This is a genomic window from Microbispora oryzae, from assembly GCF_017896165.1.
In the GTDB taxonomy this organism is placed as follows: domain Bacteria; phylum Actinomycetota; class Actinomycetes; order Streptosporangiales; family Streptosporangiaceae; genus Microbispora; species Microbispora oryzae.
Genome location: NZ_JAFCNB010000016.1, coordinates 77,727 through 96,549, shown reverse-complemented (window position 1 = coordinate 96,549; position 18,823 = coordinate 77,727). Strand labels below are relative to the sequence as shown.

Annotated in this window: 13 protein-coding genes and 1 pseudogene; 8 read left to right on the top strand and 6 right to left on the bottom strand. The window is 71.6% G+C overall.

Annotation, left to right across the window (positions count from 1 at the left end; all coding sequences use genetic code 11):
* Positions 1–14 precede the first annotated feature (14 nt).
* Positions 15–920, top strand: a complete 906-nt coding sequence (locus JOL79_RS24805; protein ID WP_210158283.1) for a PAC2 family protein — start codon at positions 15–17, stop codon at positions 918–920.
* A gap of 24 nt (positions 921–944) precedes the next feature.
* Entirely contained in the window at positions 945–2,036 is a 1,092-nt protein-coding gene (locus tag JOL79_RS24800; RefSeq protein ID WP_210158282.1) for a Gfo/Idh/MocA family oxidoreductase, read from the top strand.
* An 87-nt stretch (positions 2,037–2,123) separates the two neighbouring features.
* Here the strand turns inward: JOL79_RS24800 and JOL79_RS24795 are convergent.
* Together JOL79_RS24795 and JOL79_RS24790 are read right to left on the bottom strand one after the other, a co-directional pair.
* Positions 2,124–2,968 (bottom strand): annotated as a pseudogene (locus JOL79_RS24795) (IS110 family transposase).
* Positions 2,969–3,195: 227 nt separating this feature from the next.
* The gene (locus JOL79_RS24790; RefSeq protein WP_307848706.1) at positions 3,196–3,987 is read right to left on the bottom strand and encodes a tyrosine-protein phosphatase; all 792 of its coding nucleotides are present in this window, start codon (positions 3,985–3,987) and stop codon (positions 3,196–3,198) included.
* Positions 3,988–4,365: 378 nt separating this feature from the next.
* On the opposite strand from JOL79_RS24790, the gene JOL79_RS24785 reads away from it, so the two are divergent.
* From JOL79_RS24785 to JOL79_RS24775, 3 genes are all read left to right on the top strand, one after another.
* Complete coding sequence (locus tag JOL79_RS24785; RefSeq protein WP_210158280.1) at positions 4,366–6,138, top strand: endonuclease/exonuclease/phosphatase family protein; 1,773 nt, start codon at positions 4,366–4,368, stop codon at positions 6,136–6,138.
* Positions 6,139–6,165: 27 nt separating this feature from the next.
* Complete coding sequence (locus JOL79_RS24780) at positions 6,166–8,163, top strand: phosphocholine-specific phospholipase C (RefSeq protein WP_210158279.1); 1,998 nt, start codon at positions 6,166–6,168, stop codon at positions 8,161–8,163.
* A 353-nt stretch (positions 8,164–8,516) separates the two neighbouring features.
* On the top strand, positions 8,517–9,818 hold the full coding sequence (locus JOL79_RS24775; protein ID WP_210158278.1) for an SGNH/GDSL hydrolase family protein: 1,302 nt from the start codon (positions 8,517–8,519) through the stop codon (positions 9,816–9,818).
* 13 nt (positions 9,819–9,831) lie between these two features.
* On the opposite strand, the gene JOL79_RS24770 is transcribed toward JOL79_RS24775, so the two are convergent.
* Positions 9,832–10,485, bottom strand: coding sequence for an HAD family hydrolase (locus JOL79_RS24770; protein ID WP_210158277.1), 654 nt, complete (start codon positions 10,483–10,485; stop codon positions 9,832–9,834).
* A 131-nt stretch (positions 10,486–10,616) separates the two neighbouring features.
* Between JOL79_RS24770 and JOL79_RS24765 the strand changes: the two genes are divergently transcribed.
* Entirely contained in the window at positions 10,617–12,146 is a 1,530-nt protein-coding gene (locus JOL79_RS24765; protein ID WP_230985393.1) for a gamma-glutamyltransferase family protein, read from the top strand.
* A gap of 46 nt (positions 12,147–12,192) precedes the next feature.
* Here the strand turns inward: JOL79_RS24765 and hrpA are convergent, their stop codons facing one another.
* From hrpA to ppgK, 3 genes are all read right to left on the bottom strand, one after another.
* The gene (gene hrpA, locus JOL79_RS24760; protein WP_210158275.1) at positions 12,193–16,101 is read right to left on the bottom strand and encodes an ATP-dependent RNA helicase HrpA; all 3,909 of its coding nucleotides are present in this window, start codon (positions 16,099–16,101) and stop codon (positions 12,193–12,195) included.
* 60 nt (positions 16,102–16,161) lie between these two features.
* Positions 16,162–16,701, bottom strand: a complete 540-nt coding sequence (locus JOL79_RS35585; protein ID WP_307848705.1) for a winged helix-turn-helix domain-containing protein — start codon at positions 16,699–16,701, stop codon at positions 16,162–16,164.
* Between the two features lie 206 nt (positions 16,702–16,907).
* Positions 16,908–17,669, bottom strand: coding sequence for a polyphosphate--glucose phosphotransferase (ppgK, locus tag JOL79_RS24750; protein WP_210158274.1), 762 nt, complete (start codon positions 17,667–17,669; stop codon positions 16,908–16,910).
* 181 nt (positions 17,670–17,850) lie between these two features.
* On the opposite strand from ppgK, the gene JOL79_RS24745 reads away from it, so the two are divergent.
* The gene (locus JOL79_RS24745) at positions 17,851–18,138 is read left to right on the top strand and encodes a hypothetical protein (protein WP_210158273.1); all 288 of its coding nucleotides are present in this window, start codon (positions 17,851–17,853) and stop codon (positions 18,136–18,138) included.
* Entirely contained in the window at positions 18,090–18,764 is a 675-nt protein-coding gene (locus tag JOL79_RS24740) for an AAA family ATPase (RefSeq protein ID WP_307848704.1), read from the top strand. Before JOL79_RS24745 ends, JOL79_RS24740 begins: the two co-directional genes overlap by 49 nt.
* The last annotated feature ends 59 nt before the right edge of the window (positions 18,765–18,823 follow it).

Below are 18,823 nucleotides of genomic sequence, written 5' to 3'. Positions count from 1 at the left end.
AAAGGCTGGGACACGTGTTCGACCCTACGGATCTCTATCGGCTCGACGGGGAGCTCCCCGAGCTGACCGATCCGGTGCTGCTCTATCACTTCGAGGGCTTCGTGGACGCGGGATCCGCCGGACGGCTCGCTCTCGGACATCTCCTCGCCGAGCTGGAGCACCGGGTCGTCGCGACGTTCGACGTGGACCGGCTGCTCGACTACCGGTCCCGGCGACCCGTGATGACGTTCGACACCGATCGCTGGACCGACTACGACGCCCCCGAGCTGTCCGTTCACCTGGCGCACGACACGACCGGCACGCCGTTTCTCATCCTGACCGGGCCGGAGCCCGACCGGGAGTGGGAGCTTTTCACCGAGGCCGTCGCCGTACTGGTCGACGACCTGAAGGTCGCCAAGGTGATCACCGGGCACGGCATCCCCATGGGCGTCCCCCACACACGTCCGCTGGGACACACCGCCCACGGATCGAAGCCCGAGTTGCTCAGCGGGAACCCGAGTCCGTTCGGCAAGGTACGGGTGCCGGGCAGCGCCGCCGCCCTCCTGGAGTACCGGCTGGGCGCCAAGGGGCACGACGCGGCCGGTTTCGCCGTCCACGTGCCGCACTACCTGGCCCAGGCGGAGTATCCGCAGGCCGCCCTGGCCGTACTGGAGGCCGTGACCTCGCACACCGGGCTGGTGTTCCCCCTCGACGGGCTCAGGGACGCGGCGGACAAGACCCTGACGGAGATCGAGGAGCAGATCAGCTCCTCGACCGAGCTGTCGGTGGCCATCCGCGGCCTGGAGCAGCAGTACGACGCCTTCCAGTCCGGTGCCGAGCGGGAGAACCTGCTCGCTGAGGACACCCCCATGCCCACGGGCGACGAACTGGCCGCGCAGTTCGAGGCGTTCCTCGCCGAGCGCGACGACAGCGACAGCTGACCCCCAGGAGACGACACCCTCCCCATGTACGGCACCGCGGACATCCGCGTCGGCCTGGTCGGATACGGCCCCGCCGGCGCGTTCTTCCACGCACCACTGATCGCGGCCACCCCCGGGCTGCGGCTGACCGCCGTCGTCACCCGTGACCCGGGCAGGGCCGACGCGGTACGACGGGACCACCCGGGCACCGACGTCGTCGCGGCCGCCGGGGATCTGTGGAAGCGCGCGGACCTCGTCGTGATCGCGTCTCCCAACCGCACCCATGTGCCGCTCGCCCAGGAGGCCCTGGAGGCCGGCTTGCCCGTCGTCGTGGACAAACCGCTCGCCGGCACCGTCGATGAGGCCCGTTCGCTCATTCGACTGGCCGCCGGCCGGGGGCTGATGCTGTCGGTGTTCCAGAACCGGCGCTGGGACGGCGACTTCCTCACTCTGCGCCGCCTGTTGCCCGATCTCGGGCGGGTGCACCGGTTCGAGTCCCGGTTCGAGCGGTGGCGTCCGGCGCCGAAGGGCGGCTGGCGCGAGTCCGGCGGGCCCGACGACCTCGCCGGCACGCTGCTCGACCTGGGCAGCCACCTCGTCGACCAGGCGGTGCGCCTGTTCGGCCCGGTCGCCTGCGTCTACGCGGAGGCCGACGCGAGGCGGGACGGCGTACGCGCGGACGACGACGCGTTCGTCGCTCTGACGCACGAGAGCGGCACCCGCTCCCACCTGTGGATGAGCGCGGTCGCCGGGCGGCTCGGACCCCGGTTCCGGGTGCTCGGGTCCCGGGCGTCGTACGTGAAATGGGGCCTGGACCCGCAGGAGGAGCGGCTGCGGGCGGGCGAGAGACCCGGGCCGGCCGCCTTCGCGGAGAGTCCCGGCGCCTTGGCGACGGGCTGGGGTGCGGAGCCCCCCGAACGGTGGGGCGCGCTCGGGGTCGAGGGCGAGCACCGGGCCGTCCCCACAGAACCAGGGGCCTACCAGCGGTTCTACGAGGGTGTGGTGGCCTGCCTCGTCTCGGGGGCGGAGCCACCGGTCACGGTGGAGAGCGTCATCGAGCCCATCGCCGTGCTGCAGGCCGCCCGGCGTTCCGCCGCGACCGGCGAAATCGTGCGCCTCGGCCCACGGCACGCATAGAACCCACGGCACGCATAGAAACGGCGTTCACGCGCGCGGACGACCTGACGACGGCGCGCCCCGAGGTGGTGGATGCTCCTATGGATGTCAAGCAGCGAGCTCGTGATCGTTCGTGGTGATGATTCGGTAGAGCTCGCGGGCGATGTAGCGTTTGAGGCAGCGGATGATCTCTTTCTTGGACAGATCTTGTTTGGTGCGTCGTTCCATGTGGGCGCGGGTGCGGGGGTCCCAGCGCAGGCGGCAGAGGACGACGCGGTAGAGGGCGGCGTTGGCCTGCCGGTCACCTCCGCGGTTGAGCCGGTGCCGGGTGGTCTTGCCGGACGAGGCCGGGATGGGGGCGGCGCCGCAGAGCATGGCGAAGGCGGCCTCCGAGCGCAGCCGGTCATGATTTTCACCGGCGGTGATCAGCAATTGGCCGGCGACGTCGGTCCCCACTCCGTTGGCGGCGACAAGCAAACGCCTTGATCTGGCGCTGGACATCGGCACGCATCGATCGCCGACCGGCGCGCCACCCGCAGATTGCGCAGCGCTTCGATCTGGCCGTCACGCTGTTTGGGTGTGCCGGTCCGTTGTCCGGCCAGGGCCGCCTTGGCAGCGGCGATGGCATCGATCGGGTCGGACCTGCCCTGGAACCGGCGGGCCTTGCGATCGGGGCGGTCAACTTCAGCCACGCAGACATCTCGTTCGCGGAGCAGCCGGGCGAGCCCGGCGCCGTAGACACCGGTGCCCTCGACCCCGACTGTCACCAGGCGCCCGAATCCCTGCATCCAGCTGAGTAGCGCGTGGTATCCGGCCGTGGTGGCGGGGAACTGCTCGCTGCCCAGCACCCGCCCGACCATGTCGATGACGGCCGCGGTGTGGGTGTCTTGATGGGTGTCGACGCCGCCGGCGACCTCGGTGGGTGCCGGGTCTTGGGGTGTAATGGGGGGCATCGTCGTCCTGTCGTCTTGACCGGGGGCAGGGCGGCACGCACCAGCCGGGCAAGGCGGACAAGACAGTGATGGGGCCTCTGGCCAGGCTCCTATGAAGTCACAACGCCACGTCCAGTGAGTGCACATGAGCACCTCCCGGCCAGGGCCGACAGATCCCGTTCAGGACCCAAGGTCAGTCAGTCGCTGGGTCAAACCCTGGCGGGAGGTGCTCACCTACATCATCACTGTCAGTCGCGCAGCCGGCTCCGCAACGCCTCGGTGTCGGCGGCCGTCCAGCCGTTGGCCTCCAGCCAGCCCAGCGGCCCGCCGAACCTGCTGTCCAGCGTCCCGAGGAACTGCGCCATGAACTCACCGCGCGGGAGGTGGCTGTCTGCGGGCTTGGAGTCGAGATCGTCCCGGTAGGTGTCGCTGGCCCGCAGCCGGGCGAGTACGGCGGCGAGCCGTTCACCGGTCGCCACGTAGTCGGCGATGATGGCCTGGCGGGAGGCGCCGGCGACCTCGAGCGCCAGCGCGCTGACCACCCCGGTGCGGTCTTTCCCCGCCGCGCAGTGCACGACTGCCATGCCGTCGTCGTCGGCGAGTACGCGTAGCGCCGACACCACAGAGTCGGGGCGGTCACGCAGGTAGCTGTAGTAGTAGCCGGTGACCCGCAACTCCGCGAGGTCTTCCTCGGCCAGTTCGCCCTGCCAGGGCAGTGCCCGCGCGTCGACGGTGTCGGCCTCCACGTCGGTGAGGTGACCCCCCTCGGCGAACAGGCTGTGGTGGTGAATGACGACCTCGGAGAGCCGGTGCAGCGGTCCCGGACCCTCCAGCCGCACCTCGGTCATCGACCGCAGGTCGACCACGTTTCTCAGCTTGAGGTCACCGATGAGCCGGCCGACGTCTCCGTCGGTGAGCCCCTGCAGGTTGTCGGCCCTCAGCACCCGCCCGAAGCAGGTGGTCCCGCCGTCGACGGTGGGGAGACCGCCCAGGTCTCGTACGTTGACCGCACCTTCCAGTTCAATCCAGCGCCCGTTCACCCCCGTGAGCCTATCTGCCGGCATATGTCGCGTGCGTGAGGGTGGGGTGAATGTCTTCCCTCCAAACCATCCCAAACCGTCGAGGCCCGACGGGTCATGGGCCGGGGTCCAGAACCATGGGATGTGCGCGCAGGGATCGTGCGGTCAACCGGTCTGCCCCCCCGCCTGACCGGCCCCCGGCGCGGCCGTCAGGGCGGACGGTCCGGCGGGGGATCACCCGTTGAGCAGCGCCGATGATTTCCATCTGTCCCCCGGCCCCGGCAACCTGTCGTTCATCGGTCCGTCCCCGGGACCGTGCTTACTGGGGCGAGTTATACAGACAACTCGTCCAACCCGGGTGCCGTCGCGACGTCGCCCGGGCGGAGAGGACCCGTACCAGTGCCACCCCTCTCGACTGCCGCGACCGCGGGCAGCAGCGTCACACTCACCTCCCCGTCCCAGCCTCAGAAGGGCGACCGGCTGACCTTCCGGTGGACCACGGACGCCCCGGACGCCAAGAACTGGATCGGCGTCTACGACGGCGACCGCAAGCCGGCCAGCGGCAGCGGCTCGCTCGTGTGGTCGTACACAGCGGGCGAATCCGGCGAGGTGACCCTCAACACCTCCACTCTGATCGGCGGCCCGTACACCGCCTATCTGCTGGCCAAGGACGGCTACGGCATCCTGGCGCAGAGCGAGCCCTTCAGCTTCGCCGGTTCGCCGTCCGGTGACAGCATCGTGCTCGCCTCGCCCGCCCACCCGCTGGAGGGCGACCGGCTCACCTTCCACTGGACCACCGAGGCCCCCGACGCCAAGAACTGGATCGGCGTCTACGACGGCAACCGCCAGCCGGGCAACGGCGGCTCGCTCGTCTGGGTGTACACCCCCGGCGCCTCCGGCGACACCACCCTCGACACCGGCGGCCTGACCGGCGGGCCGTACACGGCCTATCTCCTGGCGAAGGACGGATACGGCGTCCTGGCCAAGACCACGCCGTTCGGTTTCGCGCCCAGGCCCGTCACCCCACGCCCGTACGCGGCCGTGGACGCCTTCACCACGGCGCCGCAGACCGTGGGCACGGCCCTCTCCGTGCGGCTCGGCGGACTGTGGGTCCGCCCGGAGGGCAACCCCGACGGGCGGGCCGAGTTCACCCGCGCCGAGGGCGACGCGTGGCTGTCCGTGACGGCGGACGGCACCGTCACCGGCACCGTGCCCGCCCGGGCGCCGAAGACCCCCGGACGGCTGCTGGTCGGTGTGCGCGACAGCGCGGCCGGGACCGACACGGTCACCGTTCAGGTGCCGGTCAGGCAGACCGGCGACCGGGTGCCCCTGAAGATCGCCACGTTGAACCTCTGGGACGCCGGCACGCATGTCGCCGGCGCGCTGGAGAAGCAGATCCGGCTCGTGCTGACCCAGAACCTCGACGTGGTCGCGCTCCAGGAGACCGGCGACACCGGGGCCCGGGCGCTGGCCGACGCCCTCGGCTGGAACGTCCATCAGACGACGGGCGGCCTCGGCATCGTCAGCCGCCACCCGCTCGGTGACGTCGTGGTCGCCACGGCCGGGCTGCCCGCGGCCGCCGCCACGGTGCGCCTGCCCGGCGACCGGACCGTGCGGCTGTGGACGGCGCAGCTCGACGAGGCCGGCTACGGCCCGTACGCGTTGCTGGCCGGCCGGACCGCCGCGGACGTGGAGGCGGCCGAGAAGCTGACACTCCGCTACCGGCAGGTCCAGGCGCTGCTGACCGCCATGCGCGGAGACCTCTCCTCCGGCGTCCCCGTGGTCCTGGCCGCCGGCCTGGCCTCGCCGTCCCACCTCGACTGGACCAGCCGTACGGCGTCCGCGCACGGAGGGGTGCGCAGGCTGCGCTGGCCCGTCACCTACGAGCTGGAGCGGGCGAAGCTCGTCGACGCGTTCCGCGAGGCCAACCCCAACCCGGCCAAGGCTCCCGGCTACACCTGGTCGCCGGTGCGGCCCGAGCGGGACGGCGGCGGTCCGGAGCCCCAGGACCGCGTCGACCAGATCCAGTACGCGGGCGCGCTGAAAGTCGTGGAAGCCCACACCCTCTACACGGGCTGGCCCCGGCCCGTGCCCGGCACCGCCGGGAACGGCTGGCCGTCCGACCACGCCGCGGCCGTCGTCACGTTCACCCTGTCGGCCTCTCGCGGCTGACCCCCCATCGGATCAAGGAACCTTTCGATGACTGAGATCAGCCGCCGGGTCTTCCTCGGCACGGGAGCCGGCGCGGCCGCCGCGGTCGGACTGGCCGGTACGGGCACGGCCCGCGCCTCCGCGGACGGCTCCGGGGACGGCTTCGCGAGCGCGGACCGGCCCCGGGGCATCGGCGACGTCAAGCACGTCGTCATCCTGATGCAGGAGAACCGCAGCTTCGACCACTACTTCGGCGCCCTCCGCGGGGTACGCGGATTCGGCGACCGCCAGGCGCTCACCTTCCCGAACGGCGACAGCGTCTTCCGCCAGCCCGACCTCGGCCGGCAGGAGGGCCACCTGCTGCCGTTCCGGATGGACACGACGAAGTACAACGCCCAGAACGCGGGCGGCCTCCCGCATGACTGGGACACCGGCCACCAGGCCGTCGGCGGCGGCGCCATGGACCGGTGGGTGGCCGCCAAGGGCGAGCGCACCATGGGCTACTTCACTCGCGACGACATCCCCTACCAGTACGCGCTGGCCGACGCCTTCACGCTCTGCGACGGCTACTTCTGCTCACTGAACGGCCCGACGGACCCCAACCGCCTCTATCTGTGGTCGGGCACCGCGGGCCCGGGGCGGGACGGCACGACCGGCCCGTTCACCGACAACTCCGTGGTGACGCAGAACCCGGTCGCCGACTGGACGACGTACGCGGAGCGGCTGGAGAAGGCCGGGGTGACGTGGCGCGTCTATCACAACCCCGACGGCTCGGACGACCGGAACGGCGACTACGACGACAACGGCCTGTCGTACTTCAAGCAGTTCCACGCCTTCCCGAAGGACGACCCTCGCTACGTCAACGCGATGACGAAGTGGGACCTGACCGCCTTCGACCAGCACTGCAAGGACGGCACGCTGCCCACGGTGTCGTGGCTGGTGGCGCCGTACCTGTTCTGCGAGCACCCCGACGCGAGCCCCGACTACGGCGCCCACTGGGTGAACACGGCGCTGCAGTCGCTCTTCTCCAACCCGGACGTGTGGCGGCACACCGTCTTCCTGCTCATGTACGACGAGAACGACGGCTACTTCGACCATGTGATCCCGCCGTTCCCCGAGACGGGCACGCCGGACGAGTTCGCCGGCGGGAAGCCGATCGGCCTGGGCAGCCGGGTGCCGATGTTCGTGGTCTCCCCGTGGTCGCGGGGCGGCTGGGTGAACTCCCAGGTGTTCGACCACACCTCGGTGCTGCGCTTCCTGGAGGTCGTCACCGGAGTGCGGGAGCCGAACATCTCGGACTGGCGGCGCACCGTCTGCGGCGACCTGACGAGTTGCTTCGACTTCGGCAAGCCCGACTACAGCATCCCGCGCCTGCCCGACACGGTGGCACTGATGGCCAGGGCCGACGCCGGCCAGTCGCTGCCGGCGGTCAAGCCACCGGCCGCCGGGCAGCAGGCGATGCCCGTCCAGGAGCCGGGTGAGCGGCCGCGCCGGGCGCTGCCGTACGCCCCGTGGGCCGACGTCGCGGTCGACCGGGAGAAGGGGACGGTGACCTGCACCCTCCGCAACGACGGCAAGGCCGGCTTCCACTTCACCGTCCTGCCCGCCATCGCGGAGCCGTTCGCCGGCGTCCCCTTCACGGTGCCGCCGCGCTCCTCCCGCACGTACGTGTGGGACGCGACGGCGACCGACGGGCGGTACGACTTCGCGGTGCACGGCGCCGACGGCTTCGTCCGGCGGTTCGCGGGCACGGTCATCCGCGCCGGGCAGGACGACGTCGCCGTCCCGTCGGCCGAGGCGGAGCTGCGGTGCGCCGGGCGGAAGCCGGAGATCCGGCTGACGCTGTCCAACGACGGCGGCGCCGAGGTCGCGTTCACGATCACCCCGAACGACTTCGGCGGGAAGCCGCAGACCGTCTGGGTGGGCCCCGGCGACCGGACCAAGGTCGCCTGGGAGATCCAGGACGGCCGCTACGACATCACCGTGACCGCCGCCGCCGGCACTCGCTTCGCGCAGCGGTACGCCGGAACGGTGCACGACGTGTGAGACCTGTGGGACCAGTGGACCGTCCCCCGGCGGATGGCGCTCCGCCGGGACGGGAGGCCCTCCGCGCGACCGCGACGGCGGAGGGCCCTCGCCGGTCCGGCACCTCCCTTCCCGGCACCGGACCATCCCAGGTGGCGCACCCGGACTCGCCCACCGGGAACGTAGAGATGACGGGGCACGGCGGCGGTAGGTTGCCACGTTCCAAACCTGGAACTCCAAGGCGGAGGGCGTGGCGCGTGGGCCGTTCTCGTTCACCTTCGGCAAAAGCGTCGTAATGTATCTGGGCGCGGACGTACGTACTCTGGCCCCACCGCTCTCAAGGCCCCCATGAGTCGCACCCTGGAGGAAATTCGATGGCACGGCCGGCCCCCCGGTTGACCAGGTTCACCGTCACGGTCCTCGCGTTGGGCGCGACGGGCCTGGCCACGACCGCCCCCGCCGTGCTCGCGTCCCCGGCCGCCGCGCGCGGCCTGCCCGCCGCCTCGGCCGCCCTCGACCGGCGCGAGCAGGACAACCGGCCCTCGTCACACCGCCGCAGCGACACGCCCACGCCGGCGACGCGTCTCGTGAGCACCTGGTCCAGCTCCAGCGACCGGCTGATCGCGGCACTCGGCGGGCAGACCGTCCGCATGGTGGCGCGGACCGCCGTCGGCGGCGACGGGATGCGCATCCGGCTGTCGAACGTGTTCGGCGCCGCGCCGGTGTCGATCCGGCACGTGCACGCCGGCATCCAGGCGTACGGGCCGGAGATCCTGCCCGGCACCAACCGGCCGGTCACCTTCGGCGGCCACGCGTCCGTGACGGTCCCCGCGGGCCGGGCCGTGTGGAGCGATCCGATCCCCGGGCGGTTCCCCGGGGGCGCCGACGTTGTCGTCAGCATGTTCCTCCCCTCGACGGTGCGCGAGATCACGGGCCACGAGCGCGCCTACGCGACCACGTACCTGTCGGGGCCCGGCGACCACGCCGCGTCGGAGTCGGCGGACGGCTTCACCTACACCAGCACGCAGTGGTACTTCCTCGACCGGATCGCCGTCCAGGCGCCCGCGGCCGTCCACTCGGTGGTGGCGTTCGGCGACTCGCTGACCGACGGCACCGGGCAGACCGTCGACGCCAACCGCCGCTGGACCGACTACCTGCGGCACCGCGTCGCCGGGCTCTCCGCCGCGCATCGGGTGAGCGTGGTCAACGCCGGCATCGCGGGCAACCGACTGATCTATTCGAATGTCGGGCCGAGCGGGCTGAACCGGTTCTACCGGGACGTCCTCACCCAGCCGGGCGTACGGACCGTCGTCGTGTACGAGGGCATCAACGACATCTCGCGTGGCGCGTACACCTCGCCCGCGCCGATCGTCAACGCGTACAAGCGGCTGATCCGGGAGGCGCACGCCCGGAAGCTGCGGGTGCTCGGCGCCACCCTCACGCCGTTTTACGGGTTCGGCACCTGGACGCCCGAACGGGAGGAGATCCGGCAGCGGGTCAACGCGTGGATCAGGACCAGCAGGGCGTTCGACGGCGTCCTCGACTTCGACAAGGCCGTCCGCGACCCCGCCGTCCCCGAGCAGCTCATCGCCTCCTACGACTCCGGCGACCACCTGCACATGAGCGACGCCGGCCGGCGGCGGCTCGCGTACGCGGTGAACCTGCGGCTGCTGTGACCCCCCGGCCGGTTCAGGCCAGGCAAGGGACGAGACGCGGAAGGTCGGCGAGGCCGTCCAGCAGGAGATCGGCCGCGGCGGCTCCCGGGCGCGCCGCGTGGAGGTGGCCCCAGGGCCCCCGGCGGATCAGGGCGGTCCGCATGCCCGCGGCCCTGGCCGGGAACACGTCGTTGTCGAGCCGGTCGCCGGTGTAGAGGATCTCGTCGGCCGCCGCGCCCGTCACGGCCGCGACCTTGGCGAAGAAGGCGGGCTCCGGCTTGGCCACCCCCCACGCGGCCGAGGTGTACACCCCGTCGACCGGCAGGTCCATGGCGACGAGCGCGTCGTACGCCTGCGGCGGCTGGTTGCCCGCGACGATCAGGCGGTAACCGGCGTCGCGGAGCGCGGCGAGGGACGCACGGACGTCGGGATAGAGGTCGTCGGCGTCGAAGTTCTCCCGGAGGCCCGCGGGGTCCTCCCGCCGCCACGCCTCGATCTCGGCCTCCACGTCGATCCCGGGGCGGACCAGCTCGAACGCCTCCTCGTACGACCGGTCGAGCGCGGCCATGCCGCCGAGCACACCGAGGAAGGTGAGGCGGGGCACCCCGAGCCGGTCGGCCCAGCGCGACCACAGCCGCGTCTCGTCGATGAGGGTCTCCCCCACGTCGAACACGACCGCCCGGATCATAGGTACGCCCCTTTAATCGGTTTTGTTGCGTCAACTTTGTTACGGCAACTTTAGAACGCGAGCGCGATAGAGCCGTCCCGTCTGCCGTAGAGTCGCCATTCGTGAGTGAGACTCGTTTCGCCCTGAACGGCATGGTATGTACGGTTGACCATCTGGCTTCGGCGGCGGGGATCGCCATGCTCGACCAGGGCGGCAGCGCGGCCGACGCGGCCGTCGCCGCGAACGCGGTGCTCGCCGTCACCGCCCCCCACATGTGCGGCCTCGGCGGCGACCTGTTCGCCCTGGTACACGATGGATCGGCGCAGGACGGATCGGCGCGCGACGGATCCGTCGCCGCCCTGAACGCGTCGGGCCGGGCCGGCTCCGGCGCGGACCCCGACCGGCTGCGGGCCGAAGGCCACGACCGGATGCCGCACCTGTACGACATCCGCTCGGTGCCGGTGCCCGGCTGCGTCGACGGCTGGGCGGCGCTGCACGAGCGGTACGGCCGGCTTCCGCTGGGCGACGTGCTGGCCCCCGCGATCCGGCACGCCGAGGACGGCTTCCCCGCCTCACCGCTCATGGGGCCGGGCGACTTCATCGGCTCGCTTCCGGGCGCCGGCGACTTCACGCACGTGAAGCGGCCGGGCGACGTCATCCGCCGTCCGGGCGTCGCCCGCGCCCTGCGCGCCGTCGCCTCCGGTGGGCGGTCGGGCTTCTACCTCGGCGAGTTCGGCGAGGGGCTGCTGGAGATGGGCCACGGCGAGTACACCGAGGACGACCTCGCGCTGCCGAACGCGGACTGGGTGGACCCGATCCGCGTGGAGGCGTTCGGGCACCACGTGTGGACGACCCCGCCGAACTCACAGGGCTACCTGCTGCTGCTCGCGCTGGAGATCCTCGGCAAGCTCGACCCGCCCCGCGACCCGGCCGATCCCCAGTGGACGCACCTGCTGGTGGAGGCCGCCCGCGCCGCCGGGTACGACCGGCTCGACGCTCTCCACGAGTCGGCCGTCCCGCCGCTCGACACCGCCGACGCCCGCCGCGCGCTGGTGGACCGCGAGCGGTGCTCGGCCCCGGCGGGTCCACCGGCCGCCACAGGTGACACGACGTACCTCTGCGCGGTGGACGGGGACGGCATGGGCGTGTCGCTGATCCAGTCGAACGCCTCGGGCTACGGCAGCCTGCTCTTCGAGCCCCGCACCGGTATCAACCTGCACAACCGCGGCATCGGGTTCTCACTCGCCCCGGGTCACCCGGCCGAGTACGGCCCGCGCAGACGCCCGCCGCACACGCTGTCGCCCGCCCTCGTCACGCACCCCGACGGCCGGCTCCGCTCGGTGCTCGGCACGATGGGCGGCGACGCCCAGCCGCAGATCGTGCTGCAGCTCGTCACCCGGCTGCTTGACCTCGGGGAGTCGCCGGGAGAGGTGGTCTCCGCGCCGCGGTGGGTGCTCGGCATGGGCGGGACCGGCTTCGACACCTGGCGCTCCGCGCCTTCTGTGGAGGTCGAGGAGCGCAACCCCTGGGGCGACGGGCTGCGGGGACGCGGCCACACCGTAAACGAGCTGCCGTACGGATCGCACTTCGGGCACGCGCAGGTCATCGACGTGCTGCCGTCCGGAGTGCTGGCCGGGGCGGCGGACCCCCGCGCACTGATCGGCGCCGTGCTCGGCCGCTGACCGGCTGTCTCGCCGGTGGAGACGGTTCGGCTCGGCCGGGTTCGGTTCAGCTCGGCCGGGGGCCGGCCTCGATCTGGTCCATGGCCTTGCGGATGCGCTTCTCCGACACCGGCGTCGGGGTCCCGATCTGCTGGGCGAAGAAGCTGACCCGCAGCTCCTCGATCATCCACCGGATGTCCCGGACCGCCGGAGCGTCCCGCTCGGCCGGCTTCAGCCGGTCGAGCAGGTCGTGGTAGTCGTCCTCCACGTCGTGGACGCGGTGCATCCACTCGCGGTCGCGGTGCGGGTCGTCGGGCAGCTTCTCCAGGCGGCGCTCGACGGCCCGCAGGTAGCGGTTCACATCCGGAAGACGCGCGTAGCCGGTCTCGGTCACGAACCCCGCATGGATCAGCCCGCCGAGCTGCTCCTTGACGTCGGCCACGGCCTCGGCCGGACCGGCGGGCCCGGAGAGCGCGGTCTGCGCGGTGTGCCAGACGGCCAGGATCCGCTCCACCCGGGACACGACCTCCAGGGTCGTGTCGTACAACGACGCCCGCACGTGATCGTGCAGGCGCCGGAATCCGGCCTCGTCCCAGGCCGGTCCCCCGGCCTCGGCCATGAGCTTGTCGGCCGCGCAGGCCGTGCAGTCGTCGAAAAGGGCCGGCGCGCTGCCGTGGGGGCTGCGGCTGAGCGCGAGCTTCTGCGCCGTGGTCAGCCCGCGGAGGATGGCCTTCGCCGGTTGCACCACGTTGAGCAGCAGCAGCCGCCGGGTGCCGGCCCACATCGCCCTGTGCTGCTCGGCCTCGGTGTCGAACATCCGGACGGAGACGCTGTCGCCGTCGTCGACCAGCGCCGGATAGGCCCGCAGCCGGCCCTGCTCGAACACCCGGGGCAAGGCGCCGATCGTCCAGTCCCGCAGCCCCCGCCGTTCGAGGTCGTCGGCCGCCCTGGACAGGGTCTCCCGCAGTTTGGGCGCGAGCCGCCGTTTGAGCGCCTCCAGGTCCTTGTCCTCGCCGACGGGGCGTTTGCCGTCGTCGACCACCCGGTAGGTGATGCGCAGGTGGTCGGGGAGCTGGTCGACCGCCCAGGCGTCCCTGGGCACGGTCACGCCGGTCATCCGGTGCAGCTCGCGTTCCAGCGCGTCGAGAATCGGCTCGCTGCCGGGTCGTACGTGTTCCAGGACGGCCTTGGCGAAGTTGGGCGCGGGGACGAAGTTGCGGCGCAGGTTCTTCGGCAGCGACCGGATGAGGGCGGTGACCAGATCTTCCCGCAGGCCGGGGATCTGCCAGTCGAAGCCCACCGGGTCGACCTGGTTGAGCACGGCCAGCGGGATGTGCACGGTGACGCCGTCGGCCTCCCGCCGGCCGGCCTCGGCGATCGCGCCCGGCTCGAACCGGTAGGTCAGCCGCATGCGCTGGCCGTTCTGCCGCCAGGCGTCGGGGTAGTCGCGGGCGCTGACTCCGGCGCTGTCGTTGACCAGCATGTCCGGGGAGAACGTCAGCAGGTCGGGGCTCTCCCTGGAGGCCTTCTTCCACCAGCTGTCGAAGTGGCGGCCGGACACCACCTCGGCCGGGACCCGCCCGTCGTAGAAGTCGAACAGCGTCTCGTCGTCCACGAGGATGTCGCGGCGGCGGGCCTTCTCCTCCAGCCGTTCGACCTCGTCGAGCAGCTTGCGGTTGTCGTGGAAGAACCGGTGGTGGGTGCGCCAGTCGCCTTCGACGAGGGCGTGCCGGATGAACAGCTCGCGGCTGAGCTCGGGATCGATCCGCCCGTAGTTGACCTTGCGCTCGGTCACGATGGGCACGCCGTAGAGGGTGACCTTCTCCAGCGCGACCACGGCGGCCTGGTCCTTCTCCCAGTGGGGCTCGCTGTAGGTGCGTTTGACGAGGTGCTGGGCGAGCGGCTCGATCCACTGTGGCTCGATCTTCGCGTTGACCCGCGCCCACAGCCGCGACGTCTCGACCAGCTCGGCCGACATGACCCACTGCGGCGGCGATTTCGCCAGCGCGGAGCCGGGGAACACGGCGAACCGGGCGCCCCGCGCGCCGATGTACTCGGTCAGCGGGCGGCGCTGCCCGTCCTGCCTGCGCCTGGCCTCCACGTCCTTGACGCCGATATGCGACAGCAGGCCGGCGAGCAGCGACTGGTGGACGCGCTGCGGGTCGGCGTCCACGCTGTTGGGCACGATGTTCAGGGTGCGCGCGACCTGCCTGAGCTGGCTCTCGATGTCCTGCCACTCACGGACCCGCAGGTAGTTGAGGAACTCCGCCTTGCACAGCCGCCGGAACGCGCTTGACGACAGCTCCCGCTGCCGCTCACGCAGGTATCTCCACAGATTGAGATACGACAGGAAGTCGGATTCCTTGTCCGCGAAGCGGCGGTGCTTCTCGTCGGCCGCCTGCTGCTTGTCCGCCGGGCGCTCGCGCGGGTCCTGGATCGACAGGGCGGCCGCGACGACCATGACCTCGCGGGCGCAGCCGTTCTGCTCGGCCTCCAGCACCATGCGGGCCAGCCGGGGATCGACGGGAAGCTGGGCGAGCTTGCGGCCGAGCGGGGTGAGCCGGTCGGCGCCGTCGGCCAGCGCGCCCAGTTCGAGCAGGAGGTTGACGCCGTCCCTGATCTGCCGGCTGTCCGGCGGCTCGACGAACGGGAACGCGGCGATGTCGCCGAGGCCCAGGGACGTCATCTGCAGGATGACGCTCGCCAGGTTGGTGCGGAGGATCTCCGGGTCGGTGAACTCCGGCCGGGAGGCGAAGTCGTCCTCCGAGTAGAGCCGGATGCAGATGCCGTCCGACGTGCGCCCGCAGCGTCCGGCCCGCTGGTTGGCCGACGCCTGCGAGATCGGCTCGATGGGCAGCCGCTGGACCTTCAGCCGGTGGCTGTAGCGCGAGATGCGGGCCGTGCCCGGATCGATGACGTACTTGATGCCCGGAACGGTCAGCGACGTCTCGGCGACGTTGGTGGCCAGCACGATCCGGCGTCCGCGATGCTGCTGGAAAACCCGGTGCTGCTCCGCCGCGGACAGCCGGGCGTACAGCGGCAGCACCTCCTCTGGGCGGCCCTTCAGCGCGTCGGCGGTGTCGCGGATCTCCCGTTCGCCGCTGAGGAACACCAGGATGTCGCCGGGCCCCTCGGCGCACAGCTCGTCGACCGCGTCGACGACGGCCTGGGTCTGGTCGTCGTCCTCCTCGACGGGCCGGTAACGCACCTCCACCGGGTATGTCCGCCCGGACACCTCGACGATAGGCGCCGGCTCCCCACCGGGCCCGGCGAAGTGGCGGGCGAACCGCTCGGGGTCGATGGTGGCGGAGGTGATGACGATCTTGAGGTCGGGCCGCTTAGGCAGGAGCTGCCGCAGATAGCCGAGGATGAAGTCGATGTTGAGGCTGCGCTCGTGCGCCTCGTCGACGATCAGAGTGTCGTACTGCAGGAGCAGCGGATCGTTCTGCATCTCGGCGAGCAGGATGCCGTCGGTCATCAGCTTGACGAGCGTGCCGTCGCTTGAGTGGTCGGTGAACCGCACCTTGTAGCCGACGGCCTCGCCGAGCGGGATCGACAGCTCCTCGGCGATGCGCTCGGCCACGGTCCGGGCCGCGATCCGCCGCGGCTGGGTGTGGCCGATCGTGCCGTGCACGCCGCGCCCGAGCTCCAGGCAGATCTTCGGGAGCTGGGTCGTCTTGCCTGAGCCGGTCTCACCGGCGACGATGACGACTTGGTGATCACGGATGGCCGCGAGCAGGTCGTCCCGGCGCCGGCTGACCGGCAGTTCCTCGGGATAGCGGAGGACGGGCATGGCCTCGCGCCGGGTGACGACCCGGCGTTCGGCGGCCTCCACGTCCTTCGCGATCTCCTCCGCGACGGCCTGCCGGGAGGATCCGCGCACGCGGCGTATGCCGTCGATGCGGCGGCGCAACCGGCGCTGGTCACGCAGCATGAGGTCGGGCAGGCGGCTCTGGAGATCGGCGAGAACGTTCATTCCATGCTCAAGGATAGGCAACGCCGCCCGTCGATCCGCCAGTGGTTTTTCGAGGCGGGATCAGGGCCGCCGGGGCGGCTGGTACTTGTAGCCGACGTTGCGCACGGTCACGATCCGGTCGGCGAACCGGCCCAGCTTGCGGCGCAGCCGCAGGACGTGGACGTCGACCGTGCGGCCGCCCTCGTCGCCGTACCGGTCCCAGACGGCCGCGAGGAGCTGGCGGCGGCTGTGCACGCGGCCGGGCGCCGCGGACAGGTAGTCGAGCAGCTCGAACTCGCGGAAGGTGAGATCGATCTCCTCGCCGTCCACCCGTACGACCCGGCAGGCGCGGTCGACGACCAGTTCGGGCGTCTCCTCCCGCGCCTCCCGCTGCCGGGGGACCGTGGTCGTGCGGACGGGGACCGGCCGCCGCTCGCCCTCGGCCGCCGGGCCGGACGGGCGCCCCTCTTCCAGGGGCACGACGTGCCCCACCATGACGAGCGCCGCCCTGCCTCCGGGCAGCGGCAGCACGCCGAGGACCGTTCCGCCGTCCGGCGGAGCCGGCCGGCCGCCCTGCTCGCGCCGCCGGCCGGTGAAGTCGATCACATTGGGCTGGGACATCGGTGGTTTCTCCTTGCCATGTCGCGTTCCGGGTTTCGGCGGTACCGGTGCTTGACAGGCGGCGCTGCAGACGCGGAGCAGATCGATGTGGCGGCGCTCGGTCAGCTTCCCCGATGAGCTCATGACCGCATCATGACAGGAATATTTCCCGGTGTCCAGGTAGGAAATACAGGAAGTGGGGAGAGCGCGGCAAGACGGCGAGGGTTTCAGCCGGCGGCCCGGCCCCCGGCGGAGGAAATGCCGGTGGTCATGGAGGCGGTCATGGCTGCGCCCACGATTCCGGCCAGGTTGCGCAGCTCCGCCGGGACGACCGGGGTGCCGCCGAGATCGATGAGCGGCAGGAACTTCTCGGACTTCTTGCTCACTCCGCCACCCACGACGATGAGCGACGGGGACAGCAGGTCGCGCATCCGGACGAGGTATTCCTCGACGCGCCCGGCCCACTCCTCCCAGTCGAGGTCGTGCTCCTCGCGGGCGCGGTCGGAGGCACGGTGCTCGGCCTCCTTGCCCCGGATCTCGATGTGACCGAACTCGGTGTTGGGCACCAGCCTGCCGTCCAGGAACAGCGCGCTGCCGATGCCCGTGCCGAAGGTCAGCACGAGCACGACGCCGGACCGGCCGCGTCCCGCGCCGAACGCCACCTCGGCGACGCCGGCCGCGTCCGCGTCGTTGAGCACGGCGACCCCCTCGCCGAACAGGTCCGTGGCCTTCACCCCGATCCAGGAGCGGTCGACGTTGGCGGCCGTCCTGATGACGCCGTCGAGCACGACGCCGGGGAAGGTGACACCGACCGGACCGCTCCAGGAGAAGTGCTCGACGATCTCGCGGACGGTCGCGGCCACCGTCTCGGGGGTGGACGGCTGGGGGGTGGGGATGCGCACCCGCTCTCCGGTCAGATCCCCGGTCTCGGTGTTAACGGTGGCGCCCTTCACGCCCGAACCGCCGATGTCGATGCCCAGCGCTTCCATGACTTTCCTCCCGGTCCAGCACTCACCGCTCACCCCGCCGGCCCGGCCGGCGTCGGCGGTCGCGGTGCGACGATCGGGCGCCAACCTACCGCGACGTCCCCTCTGGCGAGCACCGGATCGGATTACCGGAATCACGGACGGGTAGCCATAAAACGGGCGAAACCATCACAAGGGGGACGCAATGATCAAGACACTCCACAAGATGGGCTTGCGGTCCAGCATGATGTACGGGGCAGGCGTCATCTCGATCGGGGCGTCGGTCGCCTCGTGGTTCATCTCGAAGGAGTTCGAGCCCGCGGGCATGGACCGGGCCGACCGGTGGGCTCTGTTCGTCGGCGAGTGGGCACCCACGTTCTTCGCGATCGGCGTCGCCCTCCGCATGGAGGAGATGGAGATGGAGAAGGGACGCGAGACCCCCGAGTGGCAGGAGCAGAACGAGCTACGCCGTCCGACCCGCGCGGGCGTGTAGCCGGGGACGAATCCGGCGACCAGCCCGGCAGCCGATCCGGCGACCGGTCCCGCGGCCAGACCGGCGACCGGGACGGCCCCGGCACCCCGGCGTGGACCGGGGACGTCGCCGCGTGGGCCCTGACCCGCCCGGCTCGGGCGGGCGGCACACGCGTCGTCGCGGTCGAGGGCCGTTCCGGGTCGGGGAAGTCCACCCTGGCGGCGGTGCTCGCCGCGGAGCTGGCGGTGCCCGTCGTGGCGATGGACGATCTCTACGAGGGCTGGGACGGGCTGCTTGCCGGGGTTCGCGCCCTGACCGAACAGGTGCTGCGCCCGCTCGCACGCGGACGGGCGGCGCGGTGGCGGAGATACGACTGGGAGCGGGGCGAGTACGCCGAATGGCACGAGCTGCCGCCCGGCGGCGTCCTGGTGATCGAGGGGGTCGGCTCCGGGGCCCGCCCCGCCCGGCCGTACCTCGGCGGTCTGGTCTGGCTGGAGGCCACCGACGACGTCCGCATGCGGCGGGCGCTGGCCCGCGACGGGGACCGGTACGCCCCGCACTGGTCGCGCTGGGCCGCCCAGGAGGAGCGCTACTACGCCGACCACGAGGTGCGCGAGCGGGCGGATCTCACGATCGTCACGGGCTGACCGGGCACTTTTCGCCATCGGCCCAGGCCACGACATTTCACCGCCGTGGACGGGGGTAG